Raw genomic sequence first — 26,996 nt, 5'->3', positions numbered from 1 at the left:
ATTTTACCGAATGAAAATTTTTAGCGCAAGTCAAATTTATGAAGCTGATAAATATACCGTTGAAAAACAGGGTATAAGCAGTGATGAATTGATGGAAAGGGCAGCTGTACAAATTTTTAATTGGATGCATCTTAGAATGCAGGGAGCACCTGTTAAAATTCATTTATTCTGTGGTATTGGTAATAATGGAGGAGACGGAATAGCCTTGGCAAGGCATTTACAAGAACATGGTTATAATTTTGAAGTGTTTGTAGTGAATTACAGTGATAAGCGGTCTAAAGACTTTTTATTGAACTTGGAAAGGCTCAAGGACAGAAAGGTTTGGCCAACTTTTTTGAATTCGGACAGCGAATTCCCAGAAATAGGGAAAGATGACATAATAGTAGATGCCATTTTTGGAATAGGCCTTAATAGAACTCCGGATACTTGGGTGGTTAATTTAATGCAGTACTTAAATAATACAGGAACCTTTATTTTATCTGTTGATATTCCATCTGGTCTCTATGTAAATACCATTCCAGAAAATCCAGAGGGAGTGGTAGAAGCAGATTATGTTTTAAGTTTTCAGGCACCTAAACTAGTTTTTTTTCTGCCACAAACTGGTAATTATGTAAAACAATGGGAAATATTGGATATTGGCCTTGATGCTGAATACCTTACAAACACTAAAACAGATTATGAATTTATTGGCAAGAATGAAGTTTTACCTATTTATATCCCTAGAGAGAAGTTTTCCCATAAGGGTACTTATGGCCATTCTCTTATAATTGGGGGGAGTTATGGTAAGGTAGGAGCGGTGATATTGGCGTCAAAATCCTGTTTGTATTCTGGAAGCGGTTTGGTTACTGCATATGTGCCAAAATGTGGTTGTCTGCCTTTACAGACAAGTTTACCAGAGGCTATGGTTTTAACTGATGAAAATGAAGATATTCTCTCTGGTATTAGTTATGATATGGTGCCGACTGTCGTTGGTATTGGTATGGGAATGGAAAAAAAAGAGGCTACATCCAAAGCTTTTTCCGATTTTTTAAATAAGTATAAGGGAAATTTGGTTGTGGATGCCGATGCCCTTAATTTACTTTCAGAAAATAAAAAACTTCTAAAAAAGCTTCCGGCAAGATCCATTCTTACACCTCATCCAAAAGAGTTGGAACGCTTAATTGGGCCATGGAAGGATGATTTTGAAAAATTAGAAAAAACTAAGAAATTCTCTGAACAATATGATTGTGTGCTGGTCATTAAAGGAGCACACACAATTGTTGTTTATGATGGGGTGGGCTATGTAAATTCTACAGGAAATCCGGGAATGGCTACGGCAGGTAGCGGGGATGTGCTTGCAGGTATGATTACGGGGTTGGTTGCCCAAGGTTATGAACCTTTACAGGCTTCAGTTTTTGGTGTGTACCTGCACGGTAAAGCTGCTGATATTGCAATCGAGAAATGCGGGTATCAATCGTTGGTTGCCACCAAAATTGTGGAGCACTTTGGAGAGGCGTTCATGAGTCTTTTAGAAGTTCCTGAAATGCCCCAGCCAGAAAGTGTTGAAGAGAATTAACTGTTTTTGACCCTTCTTTTAACCCATTGTAAAGCATTTTCATATTTTATGAAGAACTTCATTTGCTTTTTATAGAATAGCTTTTCAATGTTGAAATTGTGCATATCAATTTCTTTGACCGACACTATTGCAAAAGCTTTTAGGTTTTCTATTTCCCTAATGTAGTTGTATATGGTTGGGTCAATCGCATACGAATTTTGACGAAGACTTATATATCCAAAATTTTTGTCCCTAAAATGTATTTCTGCGATTCCAATTATTTGATAGGCTCTTTCCAATGAAAGTGTTGCACCTTCATTAATAGTGGAAACCATGTAATTATCATATACCTGAACAATTCCAATGTCCAGATGATATTCTCTTACGATGACTGTTCTCTTCGTATTTCCAATTTTCATTCCATCTGTATTATAGTGTCTCGTGACGAAAATAGATTTATGGAACAGGTTATTAAAAAAAAATAGATTAAAGGCTTAAATATCGTTTATATGGATTTGTTGCAATATGAATCATAACTATTTTTCAATGCGGGGTTTTAGCGCAAAAAAAAGAGTCAGACAAAGCTGACTCTTATATAGTTGCATTCTTAAAAAAAACTTATTCTGTTTTCGAAGATTTGGTCTCCTTTTTAATTTTGATGGTCAATTCTTCTTTTTTCTTGTCCAAATCCATAAATATACTATCGCCTTCCTCTAATTTGGAATTTACTATTTCCTCGGCCAAAGCATCTTCAATATATTTTTGAATGGCCCTCTTTAATGGTCTCGCACCATATTGTTTGTCAAAGCCTTTGTCTGCAATATAGTCTTTGGCAGCGTCACTTAGACTTAAGTGGTATCCAATATCTTTAATTCTTGAGAAGAGTTTACTTAATTCAATATCTATAATTTTATGGATATGCTCTCTTTCCAATGGGTTAAAGACAATTACATCATCAATTCTATTTAAGAATTCAGGTGCAAATGCTTTTTTTAGGGCATTTTCAATCACACTTTTTTGATGGGTATCTGCCTGTGATTTCATAGCGGCAGTTCCAAAACCGACACCTTGGCCAAAATCTTTTAATTGTCTCGCTCCAATGTTAGATGTCATTATAATAATGGTATTTCTAAAATCTATCTTTCTTCCGAGACTATCTGTTAAGAAACCATCATCCAAAACTTGCAATAACATATTAAATACATCTGGATGCGCTTTTTCAACTTCATCCAAAAGAATTACTGAATAGGGTTTGCGACGAACCTTTTCTGTTAATTGCCCACCTTCTTCATAACCAACATATCCTGGAGGTGCCCCAACTAATCTAGATATTGCAAACTTTTCCATATACTCACTCATATCTATTCTAATGAGAGCTTCCTCAGAGTCAAATAGTTCTTTGGCGAGTACTTTGGCTAGCTGTGTCTTACCAACTCCAGTTTGTCCCAAGAATATGAATGAACCAATTGGTTTATTAGGGTCTTTAAGTCCTGCTCTATTTCTTTGAATAGCTTTAGAAACTTTGGCAACAGCCTCATCTTGACCAATAACATTACCTTTTATTAATGCGGGTAATTCTGCAAGCTTATTGCTCTCTGTCTGTGCAATTCTATTAACAGGAATGCCACTCATCATGGAAACTACATCTGCCACGTTGTCCTCACTGACTGTTTCTCGATGTAATTTACTTTCCTCTTCCCATCTTTCCTGCGCTAGAGCCAATTCTTTTTCCAGTCTTTTTTCATCATCCCTAAGCTTGGCGGCTTCCTCGTATTTCTGTTTTTTTACTACCGTATTTTTTAGTTCCCTTACATCATCCAATTGTTTTTCCAATTCCAAGATTTGCTTTGGAACATCCATATTAATGATGTGTACTCTGGAACCAGCTTCATCCATGGCATCAATTGCCTTGTCTGGAAGAAACCTGTCGGTCATATATCTATTGGTAAGTTTTACACAGGCAATAATGGCATCCTCTGTATAATTCACATTGTGGTGATCTTCATACTTACCTTTAATGTTTTGAAGAATTTCAATTGTTTCTTCGACAGTAGTGGGCTCTACCATCACTTTCTGGAAACGACGTTCTAAAGCACCATCTTTTTCTATATATTGACGATATTCGTCCAAAGTCGTGGCACCAATACATTGGATTTCTCCTCTTGCCAATGCTGGTTTGAACATGTTTGATGCATCCAAACTTCCTGTGGCACCACCAGCACCTACAATTGTATGGATTTCATCAATAAAAAGAATGATGTCATCATTCTTTTCCAACTCGTTCATTACGGCTTTCATACGCTCCTCAAACTGACCACGGTATTTTGTGCCCGCAACCAATGAAGCCAAGTCCAATGTAACAACTCTCTTGTTATATAAAATACGAGAAACCTTTTTATTGATTATTCTAAGGGCAAGACCCTCAGCAATGGCACTTTTGCCAACACCGGGCTCACCAATCAATAAAGGGTTGTTCTTTTTTCGCCTACTTAGAATCTGTGAAACTCGTTCTATTTCTTTTTCTCTACCTACAACTGGATCTAGCTTATCATCTTCGGCAAGCCTTGTTAGATCCCTCCCAAAATTGTCTAAAACAGGCGTTTTGGATTTCTTATTTCCTTTTTGGCCCGTGGTTGCGCCAAAAGTACCTTCTTTACCTTCATTGCTTTCATCGGAATCACTAGGAAAAGATTCAGAGGTTGGAGTATCCAAATAATCATCATCACTGGTAATCATGGATTTGAATTGCTCTTTAACCCCATCGTAGTCCACTTTTAATTTGTGGAGCAATTTAGTAGTGGGGTCATTCTCATTTCTTAAAATACACAATAATAAATGAGCTGTATTAATAGATGAACTTTGAAATAATTTTGCCTCTAAAAAAGTTGTTTTAAGGGCACGTTCGGCTTGTCTTGTTAGGTGAAGGTTCTTCTTGTCCTTCTGTACGTTGTCCGAATTTGGATTTGCGGGACTTAATATTTCAACCTTTCTTCTTAAATGGTCCAAATCTACATCCAAAGCATCCAGAATGCTTATTGCCTTACCATTGCCATCTCTAAGGAGCCCAAGCATAAGATGTTCTGTGCCAATAAAGTCGTGCCCAAGTCTAAGAGCTTCTTCCTTACTATAAGCTATTACATCCTTTACTCTAGGGGAGAAATTATCATCCATAAAATTCTTTTTCATTATAAAAATAGTAAATCTAACTTTATTTATGGCAAATACTATACCCATATTCGTTAAACATGTCAGAAATGACGAAAAAAACAGGAAAATGTAAAAATGATAGGATTTGGTTGCTGAATTGGCAGTAGCGATTAAGTGTTGATAAATTGTTTAATAAACTCTTTTTATAATGCCTTAAAAGGTGGCATTTTCCGTATATTGGCATGATTTTTTAACCTGTAAAATTTTTTAAATTTAGTATGGCAGAAGGAGAGAAGTTAATTCCTATAAATATAGAAGATGAAATGAAGTCAGCCTACATTGATTATTCAATGTCGGTCATTGTGTCACGTGCTTTACCTGATGTTCGTGATGGTTTTAAACCTGTTCATAGAAGAGTTTTATATGGTATGCACGAATTGGGTGTTAGGTCGGGTAGTGCCCATAAAAAATCTGCTCGTATTGTGGGTGAGGTTTTAGGTAAATACCACCCTCATGGAGATACTTCCGTTTATGATTCTATGGTGCGTATGGCACAGGAGTGGAGTCTTCGTTATATGCTGGTGGATGGACAAGGAAATTTTGGATCTGTGGATGGTGACAGCCCTGCTGCAATGCGTTATACAGAGGCACGAATGCAAAAAATTGCCGATGAAATGTTGGCAGATATTGATAAAGATACAGTTGATCATCAATTAAACTTTGATGACTCCTTGCAGGAACCAACCGTATTGCCTACAAGAATCCCAAACCTATTAATAAATGGTGCGTCTGGTATTGCTGTTGGTATGGCTACCAATATGCCTCCCCATAATTTATCTGAGGTTATAGATGGTACCGTGGCTTTTATTGAAAACAATGATATTGAAATCGATGAATTGATAACCCATATTAAAGCTCCGGACTTTCCTACTGGTGGAATAATTTATGGATATGATGGTGTAAAAGAAGCCTTTCATACAGGTAGAGGTAGAGTAGTAATGAGGGCCAAAGCCACCATTGAAGAGGTTCAGGGAAAGGAATGTATCATTGTTTCGGAAATACCTTATCAAGTTAATAAGGCGGATATGATCAAAAAAACCGCAGATTTAATCAATGATAAGAAAATAGAAGGAATTTCCAGTATACGAGATGAGTCTGATAGGAAAGGAATGCGTATTGTTTATATTCTTAAGCGTGATGCTATTCCCAATATAGTACTTAATACATTGTATAAGTACACTGCCCTACAATCTTCTTTTAGTGTAAACAATATTGCTCTAGTGAATGGGCGACCAGAATTGTTGAATCTTAAACAGATGATACATTACTTCGTTGAGCATAGGCATGATGTAGTGGTACGAAGAAGCAAGTATGAACTTAAAAAAGCAGAGGACAGAGCTCATATCCTTGAGGGGCTTATTATAGCCTCTGATAATATAGATGAGGTAATTTCTATTATCAGGGCATCTTCCAATGCAGATGAGGCTCGTGAGAACTTGCAGGAGAGATTTAAGCTTTCTGAAATTCAGGCTAAGGCAATTGTTGAAATGCGCCTTAGACAGCTTACAGGTCTAGAGCAAGATAAGTTAAGGTCAGAATACGAAGAAATACTTAAAACAATTGAAGATTTAAAGGATATTTTGGCCAATAAAGACCGAAGAATGCAAATCATTAAAGATGAGCTATTAGAGGTTAAAGGTAAATATGGAGACGAAAGAAGATCCGAAATTAATTTTGCTGGAGGTGACCTTAGTATAGAAGATATGATTCCAGATGAGCAAGTGGTAATTACCATTTCTCATGCAGGCTATATAAAAAGAACGCCTTTAACCGAATATAAAACCCAAAATAGGGGCGGAGTTGGTCAAAAGGCATCTTCAACAAGAAATGAAGATTTCCTAGAACACTTGTTTGTAGGCACCAACCATCAATACATGTTGTTCTTTACTCAAAAAGGAAAATGTTTCTGGATGCGTGTTTATGAAATTCCAGAGGGAAGCAAAACATCTAAGGGAAGAGCTATCCAAAATCTTATAAATATAGAGCAAGATGATAAGGTAAAAGCATTCATCTGCACCCAAGATTTAAAAGATGAAGAGTATGTAAATAGCCATTATGTTATTATGGCCACAAAAAAAGGAACCGTTAAGAAAACATCTTTGGAGCAATATTCCAGACCAAGACAAAATGGTATTAATGCCATTGGTATTAGGGAAGGGGATGAATTGTTAGAAGCTAAATTGACTACAGGTACAAGTCAAATATTTTTGGGACTTAAATCTGGTAAGGCAATTAGATTTGAGGAAAGCAAAACAAGACCAATGGGTAGAAATGCCTCAGGTGTGAGAGGTGTTACCTTGGCAAACGATAATGATGAGGTAATAGGAATGGTTTCAGTTCATGATTTTGACGAAGAAATCCTAGTGGTATCTGAAAATGGATTTGGAAAACGCTCCAGTATAGATGACTATAGAATTACCAATAGAGGTGGAAAAGGTGTAAAAACAATTTCTATAACCGACAAAACTGGTGGTCTTGTTGCCATTAAGAACGTTACGGATTCTGATGATCTTATGATTATTAATAAATCTGGTATTGCAATACGTATGAGTGTTGAGGATTTAAGAGTTATGGGGAGAGCTACCCAGGGGGTTAAACTTATCAATATTAAAGGGGATGATTCCATTGCTGCTGTAGCAAAAGTCATGAAGGATGAGGAAGATATTAATGAAACTGATATCCTGGATATGGAGGTGAACGAAGAAGATGGCACGGCTCTTGATAATGACAAGGCAGAAACTGAAGAATAAATATTAAACACTAATACAAATAAATTGATTTTAAATATGAAAACTAAAATTTTACTATTGGCGGCTATGACATTCACACTAGCCGGATTTTCGCAAAAGGCAGAAATAAAAGCTGCCGATAAAGCTCTTAAAGGGGGGGATGCCATGGCTGCAAAATCTTCTTTGGAAAGTGCAGCTTCTTTGATAGAAGCAGCTGATGATAAGACAAAAGGGTTATACTATTTTTTAAGAGGTAAAACATATGCAGATTTAGCTAAAAAAGGAGATGCCACTGCCTTTAGTGATGCTGCCACTTCTTTTAACAAACTTATTGATTTGGAAGCTACCACTGGAAAAGCTAAATATACAGATGAAGCTAACCAACATGTTGCATCTTTAGTGGCCGACTTGGTAAATGCTGCAGTAGAAGATAACAACAATAATAAATACAAAGAAGCAGGTGAGAAATTGTATATGGGATATAAATTAAGCCCTAAAGACACATCTTATTTATACTATGCTTCTAGTAGTGCAGTAAATGGGGGACATTATGAAGATGCTCTAAAATATTATGATGAGCTTAAAGAAATAGGCTACGATGGAGGTGGTGTAAAATATACAGCTTTGAATGTTGCATCTGGTGAAAGAGAAGAAATGGATCAAAACCAGAGAGACTTATATGTAAAAGCAGGAACACACTCTGATCCTTTGGACGAAAAAATTCCTTCAAAAAAAGCGGAAATAGTTAAGAATATGGCCCTTATTTACTCGCAATTAGGTCAGGATGATAAGGCAATGGAAGCTTATAAAATTGCTAGAGCCGATAATCCTGGTGATGTTAACCTGATTTTAAATGAGGCTAACTTACATTATAAGCTTGGAGATAAGGATAAATTTAAGGTCTTAATGGCAGAAGCAGCAGATCTTGCCCCAGAGAATGCAGATTTACATTATAATATAGGTGTAATCAATATGGAACAGGGGCTTATAGAGGAAGCAAGAGCTTCTTACAAAAAAGCCTTAGAAATTAAGCCAGATTATGTAAACGCACAATTAAACCTTTCAACTACCTATGTGAATGAGGGAAATGGTCTAATTGATGAAATGAATGAACTTTCTACATCTAGAAAACGAGCAGATTTAGATAAGTACGATGAGCTTAAACAAAAGAAAGATGATTTGTTTTTAGTGGCTGCTTCAGTATTGGAAGATGCTCTAAAAGTAAGTGCAGATAACCAAGCCATATTAAATCAATTAAAAAATATCTATGGAGCTTTAGGTGACAATGATAATTTTATGAGAATAAAAGGTTTGTTAGAAGAGTAAAAAAGCAAGACCATTAAAGGAAAAAGCCTCTGTTTTAACAGAGGCTTTTTTTATATAATCTTTTTTATGACCCTTAATTTATGTGTGTAGGTTTTAATCTCGTTGTTAAAAACACCTGTGTGGTCAATCCTGTCAATCCTTACTTTTCCATAGGAATGAATAATATAATTGTTTTTCATAATTATTCCTACATGGTCTATAATGCCCTCCTTGTTGTCAAAAAAAGCCAAATCTCCTTCCTCACTTTCTTCAATAAAGCTTAGAGCATCTCCTTGGGTTGCCTGTTGATTGGCACTTCTCAACAATTTATACCCGTTCATTTTATATACCATTTGGGTAAGTCCTGCAGAGTCAATTCCAAAAGGAGTTTTCCCGCCCCATAAATAAGGTGTGTTTAAATAAAGTAATGCGGTGTTTACAAGATTGGATTTTGGCATTATAGTGTTAATACAACCACCTTCAAATTGATCTGACAATATATCCGTGTGTAGTACGGATGATCCCAAAAGAATGGGTACAAGCACTTTATTTTTTGTTTGAATAAAAGAAACCAAATCCGATGAATTTTTGATTGCTTTAGATGTTTCAAACTCTAGGTAACTTTCTTCAGAAATAAATGTAAACTGTCTATTGGATATCCATCCTTCAAAACCATCAAAAGATATTCTTATTTTGCTCCAATTTTTACGATGTTCCAAAACCTTAAAACAATCCCCATAAAGCAGTTGGGTGGTCATTTCTCCAGAATCTTCGGCACTACATCTTACAGGAATAGCACTAAGGTGGCAAATACCGTATTGCATATTTAGTCTTTAATTCTTAATGCTTTTCCAAAACTATTGCGGAAGCACCACCACCACCATTGCAAATGGCCGCTGCACCAATTTTTCCATTGTTTTGTTCCAAAACGTTTAGTAGGGTAACCAATATTCTTGCACCGGAGCACCCTAAGGGGTGTCCTAAAGAAACAGCGCCACCATTTACATTTACATTCTTGTCCGTGAGGCCCAGAAGTTTCATATTGGCAAGACCCACTACAGAGAAAGCTTCATTAAATTCAAAGTAATCTACGGTGTCCATGGAAATTCCGGCCTTGTCTACGGCTTTTGGAAGTGCTTTTGCTGGAGCTATAGTAAACCATTCTGGTTCCTGAGCTGCATCGGCATAAGATAAAATAGTTGCTATGGGTTTTAAATTTAATTCTATTGCCTTTTCCTCACTCATTAGAACCAATGCAGCTGCACCATCATTGATTGTGGAGGCATTTGCGGCGGTCACAGTGCCTTCCTTACTAAACGCAGGTCTAAGAGTAGGTATTTTTTCCAATTTTACATTTTTATATTCCTCATCTTCATTTACCAAAATTGGCTCACCTCTTCTTTGTGGAACTTCAACCGGGACCACTTCATTATTAAATTTTCCCTCTTTCCATGCCTTGGCAGAGCGTTCGTAAGATTGCACGGCATATGCATCTTGGTCTTCCCTGCTAAAACCATATTTATTGGCGCATGCATCTGCACAAACACCCATGGCATTTTGATCATAAACATCTACTAATCCATCTTTTTGTAAACCATCTATTAAAGATGCTGGCCCAAACTTTACTCCATTTCTCATATGTACATAATGGGGGATTAAGCTCATGTTTTCCATTCCTCCTGCAACAACAATGGAGTTGTCACCCAAAGCAATAGATTGAGCTGCCTGCATTACGGTTTTCATTCCAGATGCACATACTTTGTTAATGGTTGTACAAGGGACGGTACTGGGAATTCCAGCAAAAATTGCGGCTTGTCTGGCTGGGGCCTGCCCCGTACCCGCCTGTACCACATTGCCCATTAAAACTTCATCAACAAGATTCGGTTTTAGATTAATTTTATCTAGTGCGCCTTTTATAGCAATAGCGCCCAGTCTGGGTGCTGGAATTGTGGACAAGGAGCCCAAAAAACTCCCTATAGGTGTGCGTACAGCAGAAACAATGACTACTTTTTTCATTTTTTCTAAAAATTATGTTGCGAAATTAATAAATAAAAAGCGCAATGGATTAACGAACTACAAATTATCAATATTGCCGCTTTTAATGTGTAAACCTGTATTCAACTAATATTTTCTATTTTTGAAATAGATATTTTATGCATGGGGCAATCATTAGATAATTTATATAAGAACCAGTCTAACATATATAAGTACTTACTTTATTTAGTATCTATATTTTTTATTGTTTTCTTTTTTCCAAAAGGAGGAAAATTTAAGTATGAGTTCCAAAAGGGTAAACCGTGGCAATACGAGAATCTGTATGCTCCTTTTGATTTTTCTATCAAAAAAAACACTGAAGAAATTGAGGAGGAGAGACTGGCCATTATCGATAGTCGGATTGACTACTATACTTTCGATAGGCAAGTTGTTGAAAAGGTGAAAAGTATCTATGAAAGTGAATTTAGATCTTTGTTTAGTGAATTAAGGTTAAATGAATCTCAGCGACAAGTTTTAAAGAGTGTAGGAATGGACATTCTTGACGAATTGTACAAGAATGGGGTATTGGATAGAGATGAAATAAAAGGAGAAGGCAACCTTTTTATTGTTAAGGACCGTGAGGCAATAAGGACTACGTTTGATAATATCTATCAGTATAAAAATGTTGATGAAGTAGTAAGTCGTATGGTACAAGAAAAAGGATTGAAAGAATATCAATCTCAGTTTGTCAAATTGTTTTCTAGCCTGGTTGAACCTAACCTCACGTACGATGAAAACTTATCCCAAAAGTTCCATGAAGAGGAGCTTTCCAAAATATCCCATACTCGAGGAAATGTTGATGAGGGAAAACTGATTATTGCAAAAGGAGAAGTTGTAGAGGCAGACAATTTCAAGGTTTTGAACTCCTTGAAAGGAGAATATGAATCTGAATTATGGAATTCCAAGAACTATTATTTTATTCTTTTTGGATATACCATTTTGGTAGCCTTGGTGCTTATAATGCTGTTTCTTTTTTTAAAAAAATATAGAAATGAAATTTTTAGAAACAATACCAAGGTCACTTTCATTTTTTTTAATATTCTACTTATGGTTTTTATTACCACATTAGTGGTAAAGTATAAAGAATCCTATGTTTTTCTAGTTCCACTTTGTATTCTCCCTATTATTTTAAAAACGTTTTTTGATGCTAGATTGGGGCTTTTTGCCCATGTGCTAACGGTACTTATTTTAGGCTTTGTTGTCCCAAACAGTTTTGAGTATATTTTTTTACAGACCATTGCAGGAATTGTGACCATATTAACTGTATCAGAAATGCACAAAAGAACCAATCTCTTTATTTCTGTAGGGCAGATAACATTAATATACATACTGGGATATTTGGCATTTCATATTATTCATGAAGGTACTTTGGACAACATTGAGTGGCTTACTATGGTAGTTTTTTTATTGAACGGAGTCATAACTTTGGCATTTGCACAGCCCCTTATATATATCTATGAAAAACTTTTTGGCTTGGTTTCCGATGTGTCTCTTTTGGAACTTTCGGATACCAATTCAAGGTTGTTAAAGGAACTTTCGAACAAGGCACCGGGTACGTTCCATCATTCTTTACAAGTAGCTAATTTAGCAGAAGCTGCTGCCAATGAAATTGGAGCAAATGCTATGATGGTAAGGGTAGGAGCTTTGTACCATGATATTGGCAAAATGAATAACCCCACTTATTTCACGGAAAACCAAATTACAAATGTTAACCCCCATAATGAACTTGAGCCCTTAAATAGTGCAAAAATTATTATAAATCATGTTATAGAAGGAATTGAAATTGCTAGAAAAAATAATCTTCCAGATAGAATTATTGATTTTATTAGAACCCATCATGGTACCAATGTGGTCTATTATTTTTTTAAGAAACAACAAGAGAAGGAAGAAGGTGTTAATATAGTTGATTTTAGTTATCCAGGACCTATTCCCTTTTCTAAGGAAACAGCAATATTGATGATGGCAGATTCAGTAGAGGCAGCATCCAAAAGTTTAAAGAATCCTACCTATCAAATTATTAATGAGTTCGTGGATAAGATCATTGGAGGACAAATGCAGGCCAATCAGTTTTTAAATGCCAATATTACCTTCAAAGAAATAGAACAGGTAAAGAAAGTGTTAAAACAAAAACTTACAAATATTTACCACCTCAGAGTAGAATATCCGGAGTAATATTCTCCATTTCTTTTTTTATATAAAAAACTAAAAAAAATTTTGTGTTCTAAGATTTGAAGAGGTACATTTGCATCCGCATTTTGTATGCGTGTTCTATAGAAAATATTGGAGAGGTGCCGGAGTGGTAACGGAGCAGATTGCTAATCTGTCGACGGGTAACTGTCGCATGGGTTCGAGTCCCATTCTCTCCGCAATTTTCTTTTAATATTGATAACCTTCGGGGTGTAGCGTAGCCCGGTTATCGCGCCGCGTTTGGGACGCGGAGGTCGCAGGTTCGAATCCTGCCACCCCGACGATTCACTGTGAAGTGATTATTAAAACACTGTTAGCTAATTTGCTAACAGTGTTTTTTGTTTTTAAAAAGTCTTCTACTTTTTTTATTGATGGATTTTGCTAGAAAAAACATTGATAAAATAGGGATTATGGGTCCTACTTTACCCTAAGTTAGTAGTAATGCAAAGACTCTAATAATAGATGCTTGATATCTATTTCTAAAAGCATATCCCAATGCATAGGTACGGTGTATTTGTTATAAGTTGTTATTTCTTATAGCCATATATATCCTTTAATTCCAATTCCTCCCCATTTATGTCTTTTATTTTCAAATCATAACGTATTTGTATTGGGGTGCCGAGTGGACTATAATAGTATATAATCCATGCATCCCCTTCTTTTGTGCCAATACATCCATTGGAATATGCCTTTTCCAATGTTTCTGGATTGGTGGTAGGATGAATCATTTGCCCATTTCTAACACCATTTATTTCAGTTTCAATCCAAGGTATTTGGGGCATATACGTTGTTTTTTCATCGTCTCTTTTTGTGAAAAAAAACTGTTTGCCATCAACAGGATTATAGAAGTCAGGATTTTTATGATGCTCTATGATTTGACCATAACCCTGTATAGTTCTTAAATCCGTAATTCGATTGCCCATTTCCAAGTACTTTTCTGTATTTCTTCCAACCCTTATTGGAAAAGTATGTAACAACAAATTATCTTGATAAATACGAAGTTTAAATTCTGGAACATTAACATCAATCAAAGTGTTTTTCATGGATTTTATAATCTTGGTAGCAGTAATAGAATCGGGAACAATAAGTGAATCACTATTTCGTAGTACTACCATTTTCTTTTGATTGTACACAAAAGAATCCTGTTCCATCATATTATAATAATCTGTATTTGCCAAAGTATCCATAATCCATGGATTTGCTCTTACCAAGAGATGTTCCGATAAAGGATATGGTACTAAAGAATCATATTCAACTACCAATGAATCCATATAGTTGAAATACTTTTCTATCGTAATATTATTCTTTACAAAGATTTTTTTGGATATAGATTCCGCTACATGAACCTTAATGTTGTTAGTATTTTTCACCGAATTGTATACATCTCTTGGCCAAGTCCAAAAAAGTATTGCGGAAAATAGAACCCCAGAAATAAGAAATGTATAAATAAGTTTGTTAGTGGTCATGGTTTATTTTAGCTTTTCACTACATATATTTGGAAAGAAATTGAAAGAATTTTTTCTTTAGTTCATTATATATATGCCGCTGTGTTTCCATTTTCTCCCTAAATCTAACATGGTTTGCATAATGCTCCCGATCAATCACAATTTCATTGGCTTTATAATGTTTTGCAATGTTTGATTCATGGGCTTCTATTTCTTCTTTTAGTTCATCTATTATGTTGTTGTGGATATGAAATTGATTTTGGTATTGGTCCAGTTCCCCCAAAACTTTTGAATCTGTCCATCTATTGACCAATTCATTTAATCTATTTTGAAAAGAAAGTAGCTCATCTTCCCAAAATAGTAATTCCTTTTCCCATTGTTTGTGTTCAAAATGTAAATCCGAATTGTATACAACTGTATCTTTCATAATTAAAGGTTTTATCTACTATATAAACGTAAAACTATTGGCTCTTGACAAAAAGAACAATGACCAAAGTCATATGCCGAAGACTGATATTGGTCATTATTTAAAGAACTGGGGTACTATATCTTTGGTGACAGTTCAACTAAACCAATATAATGTCACTATCCTTAGTAGATAAGACCAAAAACTTTTTTATAGAAATTGGGGACCTATCCTATTTTGCGGGTAGATTTTTCAAAGAAGTACTTAAACCTCCTTTTGAGTTCAAAGAACTGCTTAGGCAGTGTTACCATATGGGAAACCGTTCCCTTGTGTTGGTAAGTGTTACAGGTTTTATTATTGGTTTGGTACTTACGCTACAATCTAGGCCTACACTTATTGAGTTTGGAGCTGTTTCCTGGATGCCCAACATGGTTGGTATTTCCATTGTGAGGGAGCTTGGTCCAGTTATAACCGCCTTGATTTGTGCAGGACGTATAGCATCTGGAATTGGAGCTGAGTTGGGCTCTATGCGTGTGACCGAGCAGATAGACGCTATGGAAGTCTCTGGGACCAATCCATTTAAATATTTAGTGGTTACCCGCATTCTTGCAACTACCTTAATGTTACCCTTGTTGGTGATTATTGGTGATGCAATTGCCTTATATGGTTCTGCCCTTGTTGAAAATTTAAAGGGTGATGTGTCTTTTCAACTCTATTTCAATAAAGTTTTTGATGCTTTGGAATATGGCGATTTAATACCTGCTACCACAAAATCTTTCTTTTTTGGATTTACCATTGGCCTTGTAGGTTGTTACAAAGGTTATTATTGTAAAAAAGGTACTGCTGGAGTAGGGGTAGCCGCAAATACGGCCGTGGTTTTTGCATCCATGCTTTTGTTCTTTGTAGACTTTGTTGCGGTTTTTGTGTCAGATATATTTTATGAACTCTAACGAAATGAATGATAACCATATATTGCAAATGAAGCAATCAACGGGTTTTCAGGATTCAATGCCACAGGAGAACGTGGTCATATATATTAAGGATTTGCATAAAAGCTTTGGCGATAACCATGTGCTCAGTGGTTTTAACATGAAACTAACCAGAGGGGAGAACTTGGTGGTCATGGGTAAATCTGGCTCAGGCAAATCAGTTATGATTAAATGTCTGGTAGGACTTATGGAGGCAGATAGCGGTTATATAGAAGTTATGGGGAAAGAGGTATCCACTTTGAGCCAAGAAACTTTGGATATATTGAGGGCAGACATAGGATTTCTCTTTCAGGGAAGCGCACTATATGATTCCATGACCGTACGTGAGAATTTGGAATTTCCCTTGCGAAGACACAAAAATAAATTGGGAAATATAGTGGATACCACACCCATGGTTATGGAAGCTTTGGAAAATGTTGGATTGGCCCATGCCATTGATTTAATGCCTTCAGAACTATCGGGCGGAATGAAAAGGCGGGTGGCCTTGGCACGTACACTTATCTTAAAGCCAAAAGTAATATTATATGATGAACCAACCAGTGGGTTGGATCCCATCACCGCGAAAGAAATTATTGGTTTGATGCGAAGTATACAGAAAAAATATAATACATCTTCTTTGATCATAACCCATGATGTAGATTGTGCTAGGGTAATCTCAGAACGAATGATATTACTAGTGGATGGAATAAATTATGCAGAAGGCACTTACGAAGAATTATTAAAATCCCAAGACCCAAAAGTGGAGGCATTTTTTAAAAAATAGTAGTATGGCAAAAACAACTTTAGAAAATTTAAGATTAGGCGTCTTTGTGATCATTGGCACCACATTGATTGTACTTGCAGCATATCTCATTGGAAATAGGCAAAATATGTTTGGCAATACCTTTTCCATTAGTGCTGTCTTTAATAATGTAAATGGCCTACAGAGTGGAAACAATGTCCGTTTTTCGGGCATAAACGTGGGTACCGTTGAAAATATTGAGATGATCAACGATAGTACCATTAGGGTAAACATGATTATTGAAGAAAAAATGTTGAAACATATTAGAAGGGACGCTATAGCAACCATTGGTTCTGATGGCCTTGTTGGTAGTATGCTAATTAGTATTACCCCTGGTCTTGGAAGTGAATCCCTAGTGGTCCCTGGAGATGAACTTAAAACCCAAAGCAGATTGGTGACACAGGACATGTTGAGCACCCTTAATATAACCAATGAGAATGCCGCATTGCTTACGGCCGATTTGTTAAAGGTCACCCAATCTTTGGCTCAGGGCAAAGGTATATTGGGAAAATTGCTAAATGATACTGTTATGGCCACTAGTTTGGAACAAACCATATCCAACCTTGAACATGCGAGTAAAAGAACTAATAGTATGATGACCAAGCTAAATAAAGAAATGGGAAGAGTAAATTTTGAAGAAAGTGCAATGGGAATATTATTGGCCGATACCATATCTGGAAATAACATTAAGAGCATCCTTAGTAATTTTGAAACCGCGAGCAAAGAAATTGAGGAAGTTACCAAAGATATTAATTCAGTAATGAAGGAAATAAAGAATGGCAAAGGGGCGGTAAACTATTTAACCACTGATAGCACTTTTGTAAATAATCTTGATACTACCATAAGGAACATTGAGCAAGGGGCACAGAGTTTTAATGAAAACATGGAGGCCTTAAAGCACAATTTTTTGACTAGGGGATATTTTAGAAAGCTGGAAAGACGGCAGAAAAAAGAAGCTGAAAAAAATCAGAATTAACCATTTAGAAGCCTTGGAAAAGATGCCTTTTCTACTTGGGTCATAGACCTTTAGTTTCTTATTGACCCATTGCCCATCTGGTGTGTTTCCACATGATGCTCCAGTAATTGCTTTAGGCTTTCCAAGTAGTCTTTCATGGCATTCTTATCTATTTCCGGATGGTTTTTGGAAGGGATGGTAATTGGTGTTTCATCCAAAAACTTATAGAGTTCTGGGTAATCTGTTTCAATAGTATTGGTGAGAAGAATTATTTCGCTCAGTATGGATTGCAACCCGTTCATGGCACATTATTTTTAGTACTCACACCATGTTTTAGCAAGTATGATTTCTTTATTCTATGACACAAATGTATTTGATGTGGGCACAAAAAAAAATGACCTGAATCAGTTTTGGTATTAATTGGTATAATGACCTGAGTCATTGTACGGTTCATTGTACATCTTTTACTTTGGTAATAAACCAATCCATAAAGAAGTCATGAAAAGAACAATTCTATTTTTTATTTTATTATGTCCCATGTTGATGTTGTCACAATTTGAAGCTAATGAAGAAATAACAGTTTCAGAAGAGCAGAAAGATGATATTTATCGAGCTGCAGAGACCATAAACATAAATGCCAAGGTAAGAGGAGATGCTGTCCTTGCAGGGGGGACAATTATCATAAACGACTCCATAGGCCAAGATCTGGTGGTTGCCGGAGGGGAAATCACTGTTAATGGGCATGTTGCCGATGATATTAGAGCGGCAGGAGGTAAACTCATCATAGATTCTGATGTTGGGGATGATGTTATCGTGGCAGGAGGTGAAGTGGTCATCACAGAGAATTCTGTTGTTTATGGTAACCTGATCAATTTTTCTGGTGACATAGATGTTAAAGGAGAGATTAAGGGAAACATTAAATCTTATGCCGGTGATATTGAAGTTAATGGAAAGGTGGGCCAAGATATTAAACTATACGCTGCAGATGTAAAGATTAATGGAACAATTGAGGGGAAATCGGAAATAGTTGCGGAATCCATTTATATTGGCGATAATGCCAAGTTCTATGATGATGTTGAGTATTGGTCAGAGTCTAAGGAGGTAGATTTTAAAAATTCACTAATAGCATCAAAAGCATTATTTAATGAAGATTTACAAAGAGATGGTGAAGGTTTTTTCATGAAAGGCTTTGGTATTGCCGCAATAGGTTTTTGGATTTTTTATCTGTTCTCTGCCTTTCTGATCATTGTAATACTAAATTATTTCTTCAAAGGCTTTTTTTCAAAATCAGTGGATTATTTGGATAACAATGTGTGGCGCAGCTTGGGTTACGGAGCATTATACCTTGTGGGACTTCCTATTCTTATTGTTATATGTGTCTTGGTTGTCATAGGCATCCCTCTTGGGCTATTTTTATTCTTCTTTTATTTATTTAGTCTATTGTTTGGACATTTAATAACGGCATTGCTGACAAGCCATTATTTGAACAAGTCTAAAAACAAATCTTGGGATTTTTGGACCATAGTTTTTGTGGCTATTGGAATAGCGGCAGTTATTAGGTTGTTGACTTTTATTCCTTTTATTGGAGCTCTAGTATCAATGGTAACCATAATTATAGGTTATGGGCTTCTTTTACTTTTCATATTTAAGAAAAGAAAGAGTTTAAAAATGGCCGTATGACTATGTCATTAAAAGAAGTATATAACAGTAATGTAGAAATTAGATTGGATGGTATTGTCCTAAAAGGAAACCTTTGCATACCTCAAAATACAAAGGGAATTGTAATTTTTTCACATGGTAGCGGGAGTAGTAGATTTAGCCCCAGAAACAAATTTGTTGCAGAAATACTGCAAAAGAATGGATTGGCCACTTTATTGTTTGATTTGCTAACGGAAAACGAAGATAGAATCTATGACAATAGGTTTGATATAGATTTACTAACAATGAGGTTGATAGATGTAACGCAATGGATACAACATAATGATATTACCTCAGATCTGTTAATTGGATATTTTGGGGCAAGTACAGGAGCAGCCTCTGCTTTGAGGGCAGCCGCTTTTTTTGATAAGGATATAGATGCGGTGGTCTCAAGGGGAGGTAGGCCGGACCTTGCTTTGGGGCATTTAAAAAAAGTTACGGCCCCGACACTTTTAATTGTAGGTGGCAGGGATGATGTAGTAATACAATTGAATGAAAAGGCATACCAAAATTTGAATTGCACAAAGAAACTTGAAATTGTTCCAAGGGCAACCCACTTGTTTGAGGAAGAGGGAAAGTTAGAGATTGTTGCTAATATTTCTGCAGAATGGTTCACAAAATGGTTAAATAAATAGAAAGCTATGTTTAGAAACCGACTGGATGCCGCTATAAAATTGGGTAAGAAATTGCAGCAATTTAAAAATAAAAATACGGTTGTTATGGCAATTCCAAGAGGTGGGTTGCCCTTAGGGGAAATTATAGCAAGGGAGTTGGAGGCCCCTTTGGACGTTGTTCTTTCCAAAAAAATAGGCCACCCCTCCAACAAAGAATATGCGATAGGGGCTGTAAGTTTAGAGAATGTGCTAATAAGTGATTCCACCAGTGTTTCAGAAAAGTATATAGAAGAAGAAACGGCCAGAATAAGGGAGAAGTTAAAAAGTCGCCAGGACGAGTATTATAGGACGAAATCCCCCCAAAATTTAAACGGTAAAATTGTAATCATTGTTGATGACGGAATTGCAACGGGGAATACCATAATGGTCACAGCAGAATTAATACGGAATCAAAACCCCAAGAAAGTTATAGTAGCTGTTCCCGTAGCGCCTAAATCGGCAATCAAGAAATTAAACAAATCTTCTCATATAGATCAGGTAATATGCTTACTAATACCACCTAATTTTAGGGCGGTTGGACAGTTTTATGAGGAGTTTGATCAAGTTACAGATAAAGAAGCAATACAAATCCTAAGGCAAAGTGTTGTAGATTAATTTTTTAAATGTGTAATTGCTTTTAAATATTGTATTCCACTAAGTTTAGTTGTCAACCTTTTATTACGGCCACAGGAATGAGTTTTGCAATCTTTTTTGCAATCCCAGAGTTACTTACCGTCTCCACTACCATATTAACATCTTTATAAGCTATTGGAGCTTCCTCTGCAATTCCCTTAAAGGAACCAGCTTCCACATAAATACCTTTCTCCCTTAGTTGTTCTTTTAACGCTGGTGCATTTACTTTCTTCTTGGCCGCTCGTCTGGACAAGCGTCTTCCAGCACCGTGACAGCATGAACCAAAAGCTGTTTCATGGCTTTTGGATGTTCCAGCAAGTACATAAGAGCAAGTTCCCATGCTTCCCGGTATTATTATTGGTTGGCCAACCTCATTGTATTTTTTAGGTAATTCTTTTGATTTAGGGCCAAAAGCCCTAGTTGCTCCCTTTCTATGTACAATGACCATTTGGTCTGTATTTTCAATAGTATGGGTTTCAATTTTTGCGATGTTGTGGGCTACATCATACAAGACATTCAATGCCCCTCCTTTATTGCCAAAAATATTTTCCCAGGCGTTTCTTACTTCCCATGAAATTACTTCCCTATTGCACCAAGCATAATTTGCGGCTGCGCACATAGCTTTAAAATAATTTTGCCCCTCTCGGGAGTCAAAAGGTACACAGGCCAATTCTCTGTCGGGAACCTTTATATTATATTTGGACATGGCAGACATTATAATTCGGATGTGGTCTGTGGCAACCTGATGACCCAAACCACGGGAGCCCGTATGAATCAAAACAACTACCTGATTTTTTTTTAGGCCATATACTTCTGCTATATGTTTATCATAAATCTCTTCTACAAAGTCTACTTCTACAAAATGATTGCCGGACCCAATGGTCCCCAATTGATTGGCCCCTCTTTTCTTTGCCATATCAGACACAAGAGATGGGTCCGCACTATCCAATTTTCCATTACTTTCTATATTGTATAAATCTTCTTTTATTCCATAACCATTCTCGATGGCCCACTCAGCGCCCTTGACCAGAACCTCTTCCATGTCAGATGGTGTAAGCCTTATTTGCCCTCCCTTTCCCATTCCAGAAGGGATTTGTTTATATAGTTCTTTGGAAAGATTTTCTAGTTGAGGTTTAATGTCTTCAATTTGTATTTGGGATACGAGCAGGCGAACGCCGCAATTAATATCATAACCAATCCCTCCTGGTGAAATTGCTCCGTGTGGATATGACGTAGCTGCCACACCTCCAATAGGAAAACCATATCCTTCATGAACGTCTGGCATAACAAAAGAAGCCTTTTTAATGCCCGGCAAAGTGGCCACATTGACAAGTTGATTGAGTGATCTATCTTCGATGATGTCGTCAAGAAGTGTTTCAAACGCCAAGATTCTGGCAGGCACCTTCATATCTTGTCTAAAGGATTGCGGAATTTCCCATAAGTAGTCTGTAATCTTATTTATATGTTCTTTTTGAACTTTTCGCATATTTATATATCAAACACAATACATGTTTCCCATTTTTTTCTTTTGTTTTTTAGAATATTGGCTTCATGGTGGGTAACGGCTTTTATCTCTTCATCAAATTGATCAACATGGAAACCAAAGGCTTTGGCAACAATTGTTTTTTTTGAAAGCTTCTCAATTTCAAGTTTGCAATAGACGGAATTTTCTATATATCCTAGTGATAGTACATCAGATAGAAAGTCAATCAATAAACTTGTATAATCTAGTGAATGGGTAGTTATACGTATACTCTTAGAGAAAACATTTCTTTGATCGCAGTAACCTTCTTTGAGAATATTGCCCATACCTTTGACTGCCGTGGCAAATAATCCTTTTATGGTTTTGCTTTCTATTGCCATCCTAATATCAGCCGTATGGGGCAAATATTTGATAATCATTTTTTGGTTGCCTTGACAACTACAAAAGAGCCTTCTCCGTAACCTTGTTTTGGTATTTGGACTTCTTTGATTTCATCTAAACCTCCAAAGAGGGTTTGGTTAAATTCCAAATCTTTGAACCCTACTTCCGTTAGCAATTTTTGAATGTTATCAACAGAATAAAAATGTGCATTTTTAAAGAAGGTACTTCGATTGCGCTTTTCTTCATATTGTTTTGCTATAGCTCTATCCTTGTCCAAAAAACCTATGATAATTGCCCCTTTAGGTTTTAAGACCCTAAAAGCTTCATCGAATGCTGCCTTGATGTCATTTAAATGACAAATAGTAACATAGAGGACAAAGTGGAATTGTAAATCTGCATATGGTAGCCTCTCAGCAAAACCTTTCATGATTTCAATACCTCGCTCTCTTGCTTTTATGGCCATTTCTTCCGAAGGTTCAATACCTTCCTTAATTCCCAAGGGCACAGAAAACCGTCCAGTGCCCAAACCTACCTCAATACCTTGGATATTTTCTGGTAATTTTTGAAACTGTTCTTTTAAAGCGGTTATTTCTGACATATAGACTTCATGGTAATCTTGGTACCAAGCTTCATATTCTTCTACATTTTGGTTGAATATTTCTGACTGTATCATAACAATTTTTACTTAATGTTTATAAACTTGAGTCCGTTCACTTCATTTAAGAAATGTAGAATGGTGTTTGTTTTCGTGCGGTTTTTGTAACCAAATGAATAAGGCATTCCAAAATGGGCAAAGAGCAATGTAATGGCAATCTTTACATTTTTTTGGAATGCCTTAAGGCCCTATTGTACTACTTCATCCAAAATTCCAAAGCAGACTTGTGCATTCACACGGTATTCAGCAATTTGATTGTTGTCCACCGTAACTTGCATATCCTTAACATAAACTGATTTAATATTCTTAACAGTTTTAGAGGCTTCATTAATGATATTTTGTATCGCATCTTCAAAACTTTGGGAAGAATTCCCTAAGATTTCTACTACTTTTAATACTGACATAATTTTATGTTTTTAAGAATTAAAGAAAATTCCCATCCTCATCTGTTTTTACCCTAAGTGTTTTATCACCATTTACCAATTTAAGCTTATACCTTCTATTAGCTCCTTTCTCTTGGTGGTAATTCACTAGATACACATCCTTGGAAATCATCCACCCGGGAAACCTTTTGTAGACAGAGTTTCTTACAACTTCAGGAACATTAATGTCCTTGAACTTTTCTACAGTTCTCAAAACCTTGCCATCTTTATCATATGCAGCAAGGATTTTTCCGTCAGGAATAAAGAAAGTAACATTATAGAGGTCGTATTCGTCTTGGTAGAATTCTGAGTCTTTAACATCAAAAGAAGCCACCATTCGTTCCAATAATTTTGCGTCGACCGGAGCTTCTTTGGAATCCACGTCGCTAAGGTATTTGTAGTTTGTGGCCATAACTACAACTTCAGAAAGCTCTTCAGTTTTAATAACCTGTGAAAATGCTTGGGTGGTAAGTCCAACAACTAATAAACCAAATAGAATTTTTTTCATGATTTTATTATTTAATTAATATTTCGGTGAATAAATGAACTTTTAATATCTGTTCATTGCTTCAAAATTATTTCCCTTTCAACTTTTGGACAATGACTTAAATCATTTATCAAACAAAAACTTAGATATACATTTAATCATATAATAATCAACACTTAAAATGATATGGATATTTCCTTTTTTTTGGCAAAGTTTTGGGGGTTTTACCTCATTATTTTTTTCTTGGTACTTAGTTTTAACCCGCAACGTATTCGTGATATTTTTGAATATTTAAAAGACCCTAAGTTTTTACTAATAACAGCATTTATTGCAATCATTGTTGGACTTCTCAATATTTTATTCCATAATGTATGGACGGGCGAATGGCCCATTATTATTACCTTTCTAGGGTGGATTTCGATAATTATTGGGATTGTACTCTTCATGTTTCCTATTCGATCTTCTGCAGCTTTACAAGTTGTTAATGTTAAGCTGATACAGGTCCTTTATTTAGTGTTGTTTCTTGTTGGAGTATTTCTTTTAAATATGGGATATGGAATTCTACCTTATTAATGAAAGCATATAGAATAAAATGGAAAAGGGGATAATAAAATTTAGTGAAATAGGAATAAACGATATTGCCCTTGTGGGAGGTAAAAATGCTTCTCTGGGTGAAATGCATAATCAATTAACATCAAAGGGAATACAAATTCCGAATGGGTTTGCGACTACTTCTAAGGCATTTTGGAATTTTTTGAATGAAAATTCAATTAGAGGGCCATTGCAACAAGTATTACTGGAATTGGATACGGATAATTATTCCAATTTGAATATAATAGGTAAAAAGGCCCGCAAACTAATATTGGAAGCAAAGTTGTCTGTTAAAATATCAAACGAAATTATAGAAGCCTATCTAAGTTTATGTAACAATAATGATAGCTGTGCAGTGGCTGTAAGGAGTAGTGCCACTGCTGAAGACCTTCCTGATGCCAGTTTTGCAGGACAACACGATACTTTTTTAAATATAAAAGGTAAAGATGAGGTCTTGGATGCCGTTAAAAAATGTTTTGCATCTTTATATACCGATCGGGCTATTAAGTATCGTGATGATAAGGGATTTAAACATGGAGATGTTGCTCTTTCCGTTGGGGTTCAGAAAATGGTACGTGCAGATAAAGGATGTTCTGGGGTAGGTTTTACCATTGAACCAGAATCTGGATTTGAAAATGCCATATTGTTATCTGGAGTTTGGGGCCTTGGGGAGAACATTGTACAGGGGACAATAAACCCGGATGAATTTTATGTTTTTAAGCCAAGCTTAAAACTTGGAAAGTATCCTATTCTTCAAAAAAAACTTGGGGATAAAAAACTGACTATGGTCTATGGTACGGATACGGATAGTAGCCCAATTCTAAATATTAGTACTCCATCCCACCTACAAGAACGATATGTGCTTTCGGATGATGAAATCATAGCATTGGCACAATGGGCAATGCTTATTGAAGAACATTATAAGCAACCAATGGATATAGAATGGGCCAAAGATGGAATTACAAATGAATTATTTATAATTCAGGCCCGTCCAGAAACTGTGCATCAGACTAGAAATAAAAATGTTCATATAGAGTATAGGCTATTGGAAAAAGGAAAAAAAATGGTTAATGGCAATGCCGTTGGTTCCAAAATAAAAGTGGGAAAGGCAATTTTGCTAAAGTCCCCTAAGGATGTAAAAGAATTAACAATGGATTCCATTATTGTAACGGACACCATTACTCCGGATTGGGACCCCTTGCTTAAACAGGTGGGAGGAATAGTTACCAATAAAGGCGGAAGGACAAGCCATGCAGCAATTGTTGCCAGAGAACTTGGAGTTCCCGCTATTGTGGGATGTGGAAATGCTACTTCAATGATAAACAATGGAGATGTTATTACAATGTCTTGTGCAGAAGGCAAAACAGGGTATGTGTATGAAGGTCAACTTTCCTATGAAGAACAGGAAATAGATTTTTCCAACATAAAAATGCCAAAAGTAGAAGCAAAAATGATTTTAGCAGATCCCGAAAAAGCTTTTCAACTTTCATTTTACCCTAATAATGGAGTGGGTCTATTGAGAATGGAATTTATAATAACACATATGGCGCAAATACACCCTATGGCACTTGTTGAGTATCACAAAATTAAAGAGGCATCTGTCCAAAAGGAAATAGAACTGCTTACAAAAAACTATAAGGATAAGACAGCCTATTTTGTTGATAAGCTGGCAGAGGGGATAGCTATAATTGCTGCAGCATTTTATCCTAAGGAGGTAATAGTAAGGTTAAGTGATTTTAAGACCAATGAATATGCAAATTTATTGGGAGGAAAGGAATTTGAACCAGCAGAGGAAAATCCTATGTTGGGATTTAGGGGAGCATCAAGATATTATAGTGATTTATATAAGGGCGGATTTGCATTGGAATGTGCTGCAATTAAAAAGGTTAGAGATGTTATTGGACTCACAAATCTTAAAGTAATGGTTCCTTTTTGTAGGACACTTGGAGAAGGTAAAAAAGTCATTGATATCATGGAAAGTAATGGGTTAAAACGAGGGGCAAATGGTCTTGAAGTATATACAATGGTGGAGATTCCAAGCAATGTAATTTTGGCAAAAGAATTTGCCGAAATTTTTGATGGTTTTTCTATTGGATCCAATGACCTTACCCAACTTACTTTGGGAATTGATAGGGACTCTGAGATTATGGGCCAACTTTTTGATGAAAATGATGCTGCTGCAAAACGTATGATATCAATGGCCATAAGGTCAGCAAAGAAAACGGGCACAAAAATAGGCCTATGCGGCCAGGCACCAAGCGATTTTCCCGAGTTTGCCAAGTTTTTGGTAAAAGAAGGGATAGATAGTATTTCTTTTAATCCAGATGCATTACTACAGGGAATAGAAAACATTAATAAAGCAGAGAAAAGTTTTGTAACTTTTGGAATGGCTTCTAGCAGTAATTAATCTCCCCAAGATTA

The 26,996-nt window shown here is 36.1% G+C and carries 24 protein-coding genes and 2 tRNA genes; 14 read left to right on the top strand and 12 right to left on the bottom strand.

All coding sequences use genetic code 11. The features are described 5' to 3' along the window. Positions 1–10: 10 nt before the first annotated feature. Positions 11–1,555, top strand: a complete 1,545-nt coding sequence (locus tag GGR42_RS04330) for an NAD(P)H-hydrate dehydratase (protein ID WP_167961202.1) — start codon at positions 11–13, stop codon at positions 1,553–1,555. On the opposite strand, the gene GGR42_RS04325 is transcribed toward GGR42_RS04330, so the two are convergent. After that, positions 1,552–1,953, bottom strand: coding sequence for an STAS/SEC14 domain-containing protein (locus GGR42_RS04325; protein WP_167961201.1), 402 nt, complete (start codon positions 1,951–1,953; stop codon positions 1,552–1,554). The genes GGR42_RS04330 and GGR42_RS04325 overlap by 4 nt on opposite strands. A gap of 199 nt (positions 1,954–2,152) precedes the next feature. After that, positions 2,153–4,705 carry an ATP-dependent Clp protease ATP-binding subunit gene (locus GGR42_RS04320; RefSeq protein WP_167964346.1) on the bottom strand — a complete coding sequence of 851 codons (2,553 nt, stop codon included), beginning with the start codon at positions 4,703–4,705 and terminating at the stop codon, positions 2,153–2,155. Positions 4,706–4,959: 254 nt separating this feature from the next. Between GGR42_RS04320 and gyrA the strand changes: the two genes are divergently transcribed. After that, positions 4,960–7,491 carry a DNA gyrase subunit A gene (gyrA, locus tag GGR42_RS04315; protein ID WP_167961200.1) on the top strand — a complete coding sequence of 844 codons (2,532 nt, stop codon included), beginning with the start codon at positions 4,960–4,962 and terminating at the stop codon, positions 7,489–7,491. A 36-nt stretch (positions 7,492–7,527) separates the two neighbouring features. Then, on the top strand, positions 7,528–8,796 hold the full coding sequence (locus GGR42_RS04310; protein ID WP_167961199.1) for a tetratricopeptide repeat protein: 1,269 nt from the start codon (positions 7,528–7,530) through the stop codon (positions 8,794–8,796). A 50-nt stretch (positions 8,797–8,846) separates the two neighbouring features. Here the strand turns inward: GGR42_RS04310 and GGR42_RS04305 are convergent, their stop codons facing one another. Continuing rightward, positions 8,847–9,599 carry a C40 family peptidase gene (locus GGR42_RS04305; RefSeq protein WP_167961198.1) on the bottom strand — a complete coding sequence of 251 codons (753 nt, stop codon included), beginning with the start codon at positions 9,597–9,599 and terminating at the stop codon, positions 8,847–8,849. 16 nt (positions 9,600–9,615) lie between these two features. Continuing rightward, positions 9,616–10,791 (bottom strand): acetyl-CoA C-acyltransferase, encoded by a 1,176-nt coding sequence (locus GGR42_RS04300; protein ID WP_167961197.1) that lies wholly within the window; start codon positions 10,789–10,791, stop codon positions 9,616–9,618. A gap of 141 nt (positions 10,792–10,932) precedes the next feature. On the opposite strand from GGR42_RS04300, the gene GGR42_RS04295 reads away from it, so the two are divergent. The 3 genes from GGR42_RS04295 (at position 10,933) to GGR42_RS04285 (ending at position 13,277) form a co-directional block, all read left to right on the top strand. Next, positions 10,933–12,981 carry an HD family phosphohydrolase gene (locus tag GGR42_RS04295; protein WP_167961196.1) on the top strand — a complete coding sequence of 683 codons (2,049 nt, stop codon included), beginning with the start codon at positions 10,933–10,935 and terminating at the stop codon, positions 12,979–12,981. A 110-nt stretch (positions 12,982–13,091) separates the two neighbouring features. After that, a tRNA-Ser gene (locus tag GGR42_RS04290) sits at positions 13,092–13,175 on the top strand. Between the two features lie 27 nt (positions 13,176–13,202). After that, positions 13,203–13,277: transfer RNA gene (locus GGR42_RS04285), tRNA-Pro, on the top strand. A gap of 246 nt (positions 13,278–13,523) precedes the next feature. Here the strand turns inward: GGR42_RS04285 and GGR42_RS04280 are convergent. Together GGR42_RS04280 and GGR42_RS04275 are read right to left on the bottom strand one after the other, a co-directional pair. Further along, positions 13,524–14,462, bottom strand: a complete 939-nt coding sequence (locus GGR42_RS04280) for a L,D-transpeptidase (RefSeq protein ID WP_167961195.1) — start codon at positions 14,460–14,462, stop codon at positions 13,524–13,526. Between the two features lie 19 nt (positions 14,463–14,481). Further along, entirely contained in the window at positions 14,482–14,868 is a 387-nt protein-coding gene (locus GGR42_RS04275; protein WP_167961194.1) for a hypothetical protein, read from the bottom strand. Positions 14,869–15,020: 152 nt separating this feature from the next. Here GGR42_RS04275 and GGR42_RS04270 point away from each other — a divergent pair, with 152 nt between their 5' ends. The 3 genes from GGR42_RS04270 to GGR42_RS04260 are packed head-to-tail and all read left to right on the top strand — an operon-like array spanning position 15,021 to position 17,593. Further along, entirely contained in the window at positions 15,021–15,797 is a 777-nt protein-coding gene (locus tag GGR42_RS04270; RefSeq protein WP_167961193.1) for an MlaE family ABC transporter permease, read from the top strand. 28 nt (positions 15,798–15,825) lie between these two features. Continuing rightward, on the top strand, positions 15,826–16,599 hold the full coding sequence (locus GGR42_RS04265; RefSeq protein ID WP_245201391.1) for an ABC transporter ATP-binding protein: 774 nt from the start codon (positions 15,826–15,828) through the stop codon (positions 16,597–16,599). A 4-nt stretch (positions 16,600–16,603) separates the two neighbouring features. Next, on the top strand, positions 16,604–17,593 hold the full coding sequence (locus GGR42_RS04260) for an MlaD family protein (protein ID WP_167961191.1): 990 nt from the start codon (positions 16,604–16,606) through the stop codon (positions 17,591–17,593). Between the two features lie 50 nt (positions 17,594–17,643). Here GGR42_RS04260 and GGR42_RS04255 read toward each other — a convergent pair whose 3' ends face one another. Further along, a complete protein-coding gene (locus GGR42_RS04255; RefSeq protein ID WP_167961190.1) occupies positions 17,644–17,874 on the bottom strand; it encodes a hypothetical protein in 231 nt (76 codons plus the stop codon). Positions 17,875–18,070: 196 nt separating this feature from the next. Between GGR42_RS04255 and GGR42_RS04250 the strand changes: the two genes are divergently transcribed. The 3 genes from GGR42_RS04250 to GGR42_RS04240 are packed head-to-tail and all read left to right on the top strand — an operon-like array spanning position 18,071 to position 20,538. Next, entirely contained in the window at positions 18,071–19,252 is a 1,182-nt protein-coding gene (locus GGR42_RS04250) for a polymer-forming cytoskeletal protein (protein WP_167961189.1), read from the top strand. Further along, positions 19,249–19,905 (top strand): dienelactone hydrolase family protein, encoded by a 657-nt coding sequence (locus GGR42_RS04245; protein ID WP_245201390.1) that lies wholly within the window; start codon positions 19,249–19,251, stop codon positions 19,903–19,905. Before GGR42_RS04250 ends, GGR42_RS04245 begins: the two co-directional genes overlap by 4 nt. 6 nt (positions 19,906–19,911) lie before the next feature. Then, the gene (locus tag GGR42_RS04240) at positions 19,912–20,538 is read left to right on the top strand and encodes a phosphoribosyltransferase (RefSeq protein WP_167961188.1); all 627 of its coding nucleotides are present in this window, start codon (positions 19,912–19,914) and stop codon (positions 20,536–20,538) included. Between the two features lie 52 nt (positions 20,539–20,590). On the opposite strand, the gene GGR42_RS04235 is transcribed toward GGR42_RS04240, so the two are convergent. The 5 genes from GGR42_RS04235 to GGR42_RS04215 all read right to left on the bottom strand — a co-directional run bounded on the left by GGR42_RS04235 (position 20,591) and on the right by GGR42_RS04215 (position 24,005). Next, on the bottom strand, positions 20,591–22,042 hold the full coding sequence (locus tag GGR42_RS04235) for an RtcB family protein (RefSeq protein WP_167961186.1): 1,452 nt from the start codon (positions 22,040–22,042) through the stop codon (positions 20,591–20,593). A 2-nt stretch (positions 22,043–22,044) separates the two neighbouring features. After that, positions 22,045–22,458 (bottom strand): archease, encoded by a 414-nt coding sequence (locus GGR42_RS04230; protein ID WP_167961184.1) that lies wholly within the window; start codon positions 22,456–22,458, stop codon positions 22,045–22,047. Continuing rightward, a complete protein-coding gene (locus GGR42_RS04225; RefSeq protein WP_167961182.1) occupies positions 22,455–23,093 on the bottom strand; it encodes a class I SAM-dependent methyltransferase in 639 nt (212 codons plus the stop codon). Before GGR42_RS04225 ends, GGR42_RS04230 begins: the two co-directional genes overlap by 4 nt. A gap of 170 nt (positions 23,094–23,263) precedes the next feature. Next, positions 23,264–23,479, bottom strand: a complete 216-nt coding sequence (locus tag GGR42_RS04220; RefSeq protein WP_167961180.1) for a dodecin family protein — start codon at positions 23,477–23,479, stop codon at positions 23,264–23,266. Between the two features lie 19 nt (positions 23,480–23,498). After that, complete coding sequence (locus GGR42_RS04215) at positions 23,499–24,005, bottom strand: nicotinate-nucleotide adenylyltransferase (RefSeq protein WP_167961178.1); 507 nt, start codon at positions 24,003–24,005, stop codon at positions 23,499–23,501. 165 nt (positions 24,006–24,170) lie between these two features. Here GGR42_RS04215 and GGR42_RS04210 point away from each other — a divergent pair, with 165 nt between their 5' ends. After that, positions 24,171–24,557 (top strand): hypothetical protein, encoded by a 387-nt coding sequence (locus GGR42_RS04210; RefSeq protein ID WP_167961176.1) that lies wholly within the window; start codon positions 24,171–24,173, stop codon positions 24,555–24,557. A 19-nt stretch (positions 24,558–24,576) separates the two neighbouring features. Further along, the gene (gene ppsA, locus GGR42_RS04205) at positions 24,577–26,982 is read left to right on the top strand and encodes a phosphoenolpyruvate synthase (RefSeq protein ID WP_167961174.1); all 2,406 of its coding nucleotides are present in this window, start codon (positions 24,577–24,579) and stop codon (positions 26,980–26,982) included. The last annotated feature ends 14 nt before the right edge of the window (positions 26,983–26,996 follow it).

The organism is Saonia flava (assembly GCF_011927795.1).
Taxonomy (GTDB): Bacteria; Bacteroidota; Bacteroidia; order Flavobacteriales; family Flavobacteriaceae; genus Saonia; species Saonia flava.
The sequence above is the reverse complement of the archived record's forward strand: the minus strand, read 5'-3'. Positions and strand labels throughout refer to the sequence as shown.

Bases quoted from the DNA above. Each gene is read 5' to 3' on its own strand.
- GGR42_RS04240 (WP_167961188.1), top strand. From the start codon at position 19,912: ATGTTTAGAAACCGACTGGATGCCGCTATAAAATTGGGTAAGAAATTG.
- GGR42_RS04260 (WP_167961191.1), top strand. From the start codon at position 16,604: ATGGCAAAAACAACTTTAGAAAATTTAAGATTAGGCGTCTTTGTGATC.
- GGR42_RS04275 (WP_167961194.1), bottom strand. From the start codon at position 14,868: ATGAAAGATACAGTTGTATACAATTCGGATTTACATTTTGAACACAAA.
- GGR42_RS04305 (WP_167961198.1), bottom strand. From the start codon at position 9,599: ATGCAATACGGTATTTGCCACCTTAGTGCTATTCCTGTAAGATGTAGT.
- gyrA (WP_167961200.1), top strand. From the start codon at position 4,960: ATGGCAGAAGGAGAGAAGTTAATTCCTATAAATATAGAAGATGAAATG.
- ppsA (WP_167961174.1), top strand. From the start codon at position 24,577: ATGGAAAAGGGGATAATAAAATTTAGTGAAATAGGAATAAACGATATT.
- GGR42_RS04265 (WP_245201391.1), top strand. From the start codon at position 15,826: ATGAAGCAATCAACGGGTTTTCAGGATTCAATGCCACAGGAGAACGTG.
- GGR42_RS04225 (WP_167961182.1), bottom strand. From the start codon at position 23,093: ATGATACAGTCAGAAATATTCAACCAAAATGTAGAAGAATATGAAGCT.
- GGR42_RS04210 (WP_167961176.1), top strand. From the start codon at position 24,171: ATGGATATTTCCTTTTTTTTGGCAAAGTTTTGGGGGTTTTACCTCATT.
- GGR42_RS04320 (WP_167964346.1), bottom strand. From the start codon at position 4,705: ATGGATGATAATTTCTCCCCTAGAGTAAAGGATGTAATAGCTTATAGT.
- GGR42_RS04270 (WP_167961193.1), top strand. From the start codon at position 15,021: ATGTCACTATCCTTAGTAGATAAGACCAAAAACTTTTTTATAGAAATT.
- GGR42_RS04310 (WP_167961199.1), top strand. From the start codon at position 7,528: ATGAAAACTAAAATTTTACTATTGGCGGCTATGACATTCACACTAGCC.
- GGR42_RS04220 (WP_167961180.1), bottom strand. From the start codon at position 23,479: ATGTCAGTATTAAAAGTAGTAGAAATCTTAGGGAATTCTTCCCAAAGT.
- GGR42_RS04215 (WP_167961178.1), bottom strand. From the start codon at position 24,005: ATGAAAAAAATTCTATTTGGTTTATTAGTTGTTGGACTTACCACCCAA.
- GGR42_RS04235 (WP_167961186.1), bottom strand. From the start codon at position 22,042: ATGCGAAAAGTTCAAAAAGAACATATAAATAAGATTACAGACTACTTA.
- GGR42_RS04325 (WP_167961201.1), bottom strand. From the start codon at position 1,953: ATGAAAATTGGAAATACGAAGAGAACAGTCATCGTAAGAGAATATCAT.
- GGR42_RS04250 (WP_167961189.1), top strand. From the start codon at position 18,071: ATGAAAAGAACAATTCTATTTTTTATTTTATTATGTCCCATGTTGATG.
- GGR42_RS04300 (WP_167961197.1), bottom strand. From the start codon at position 10,791: ATGAAAAAAGTAGTCATTGTTTCTGCTGTACGCACACCTATAGGGAGT.
- GGR42_RS04230 (WP_167961184.1), bottom strand. From the start codon at position 22,458: ATGATTATCAAATATTTGCCCCATACGGCTGATATTAGGATGGCAATA.
- GGR42_RS04245 (WP_245201390.1), top strand. From the start codon at position 19,249: ATGACTATGTCATTAAAAGAAGTATATAACAGTAATGTAGAAATTAGA.
- GGR42_RS04330 (WP_167961202.1), top strand. From the start codon at position 11: ATGAAAATTTTTAGCGCAAGTCAAATTTATGAAGCTGATAAATATACC.
- GGR42_RS04280 (WP_167961195.1), bottom strand. From the start codon at position 14,462: ATGACCACTAACAAACTTATTTATACATTTCTTATTTCTGGGGTTCTA.
- GGR42_RS04295 (WP_167961196.1), top strand. From the start codon at position 10,933: ATGGGGCAATCATTAGATAATTTATATAAGAACCAGTCTAACATATAT.
- GGR42_RS04255 (WP_167961190.1), bottom strand. From the start codon at position 17,874: ATGAACGGGTTGCAATCCATACTGAGCGAAATAATTCTTCTCACCAAT.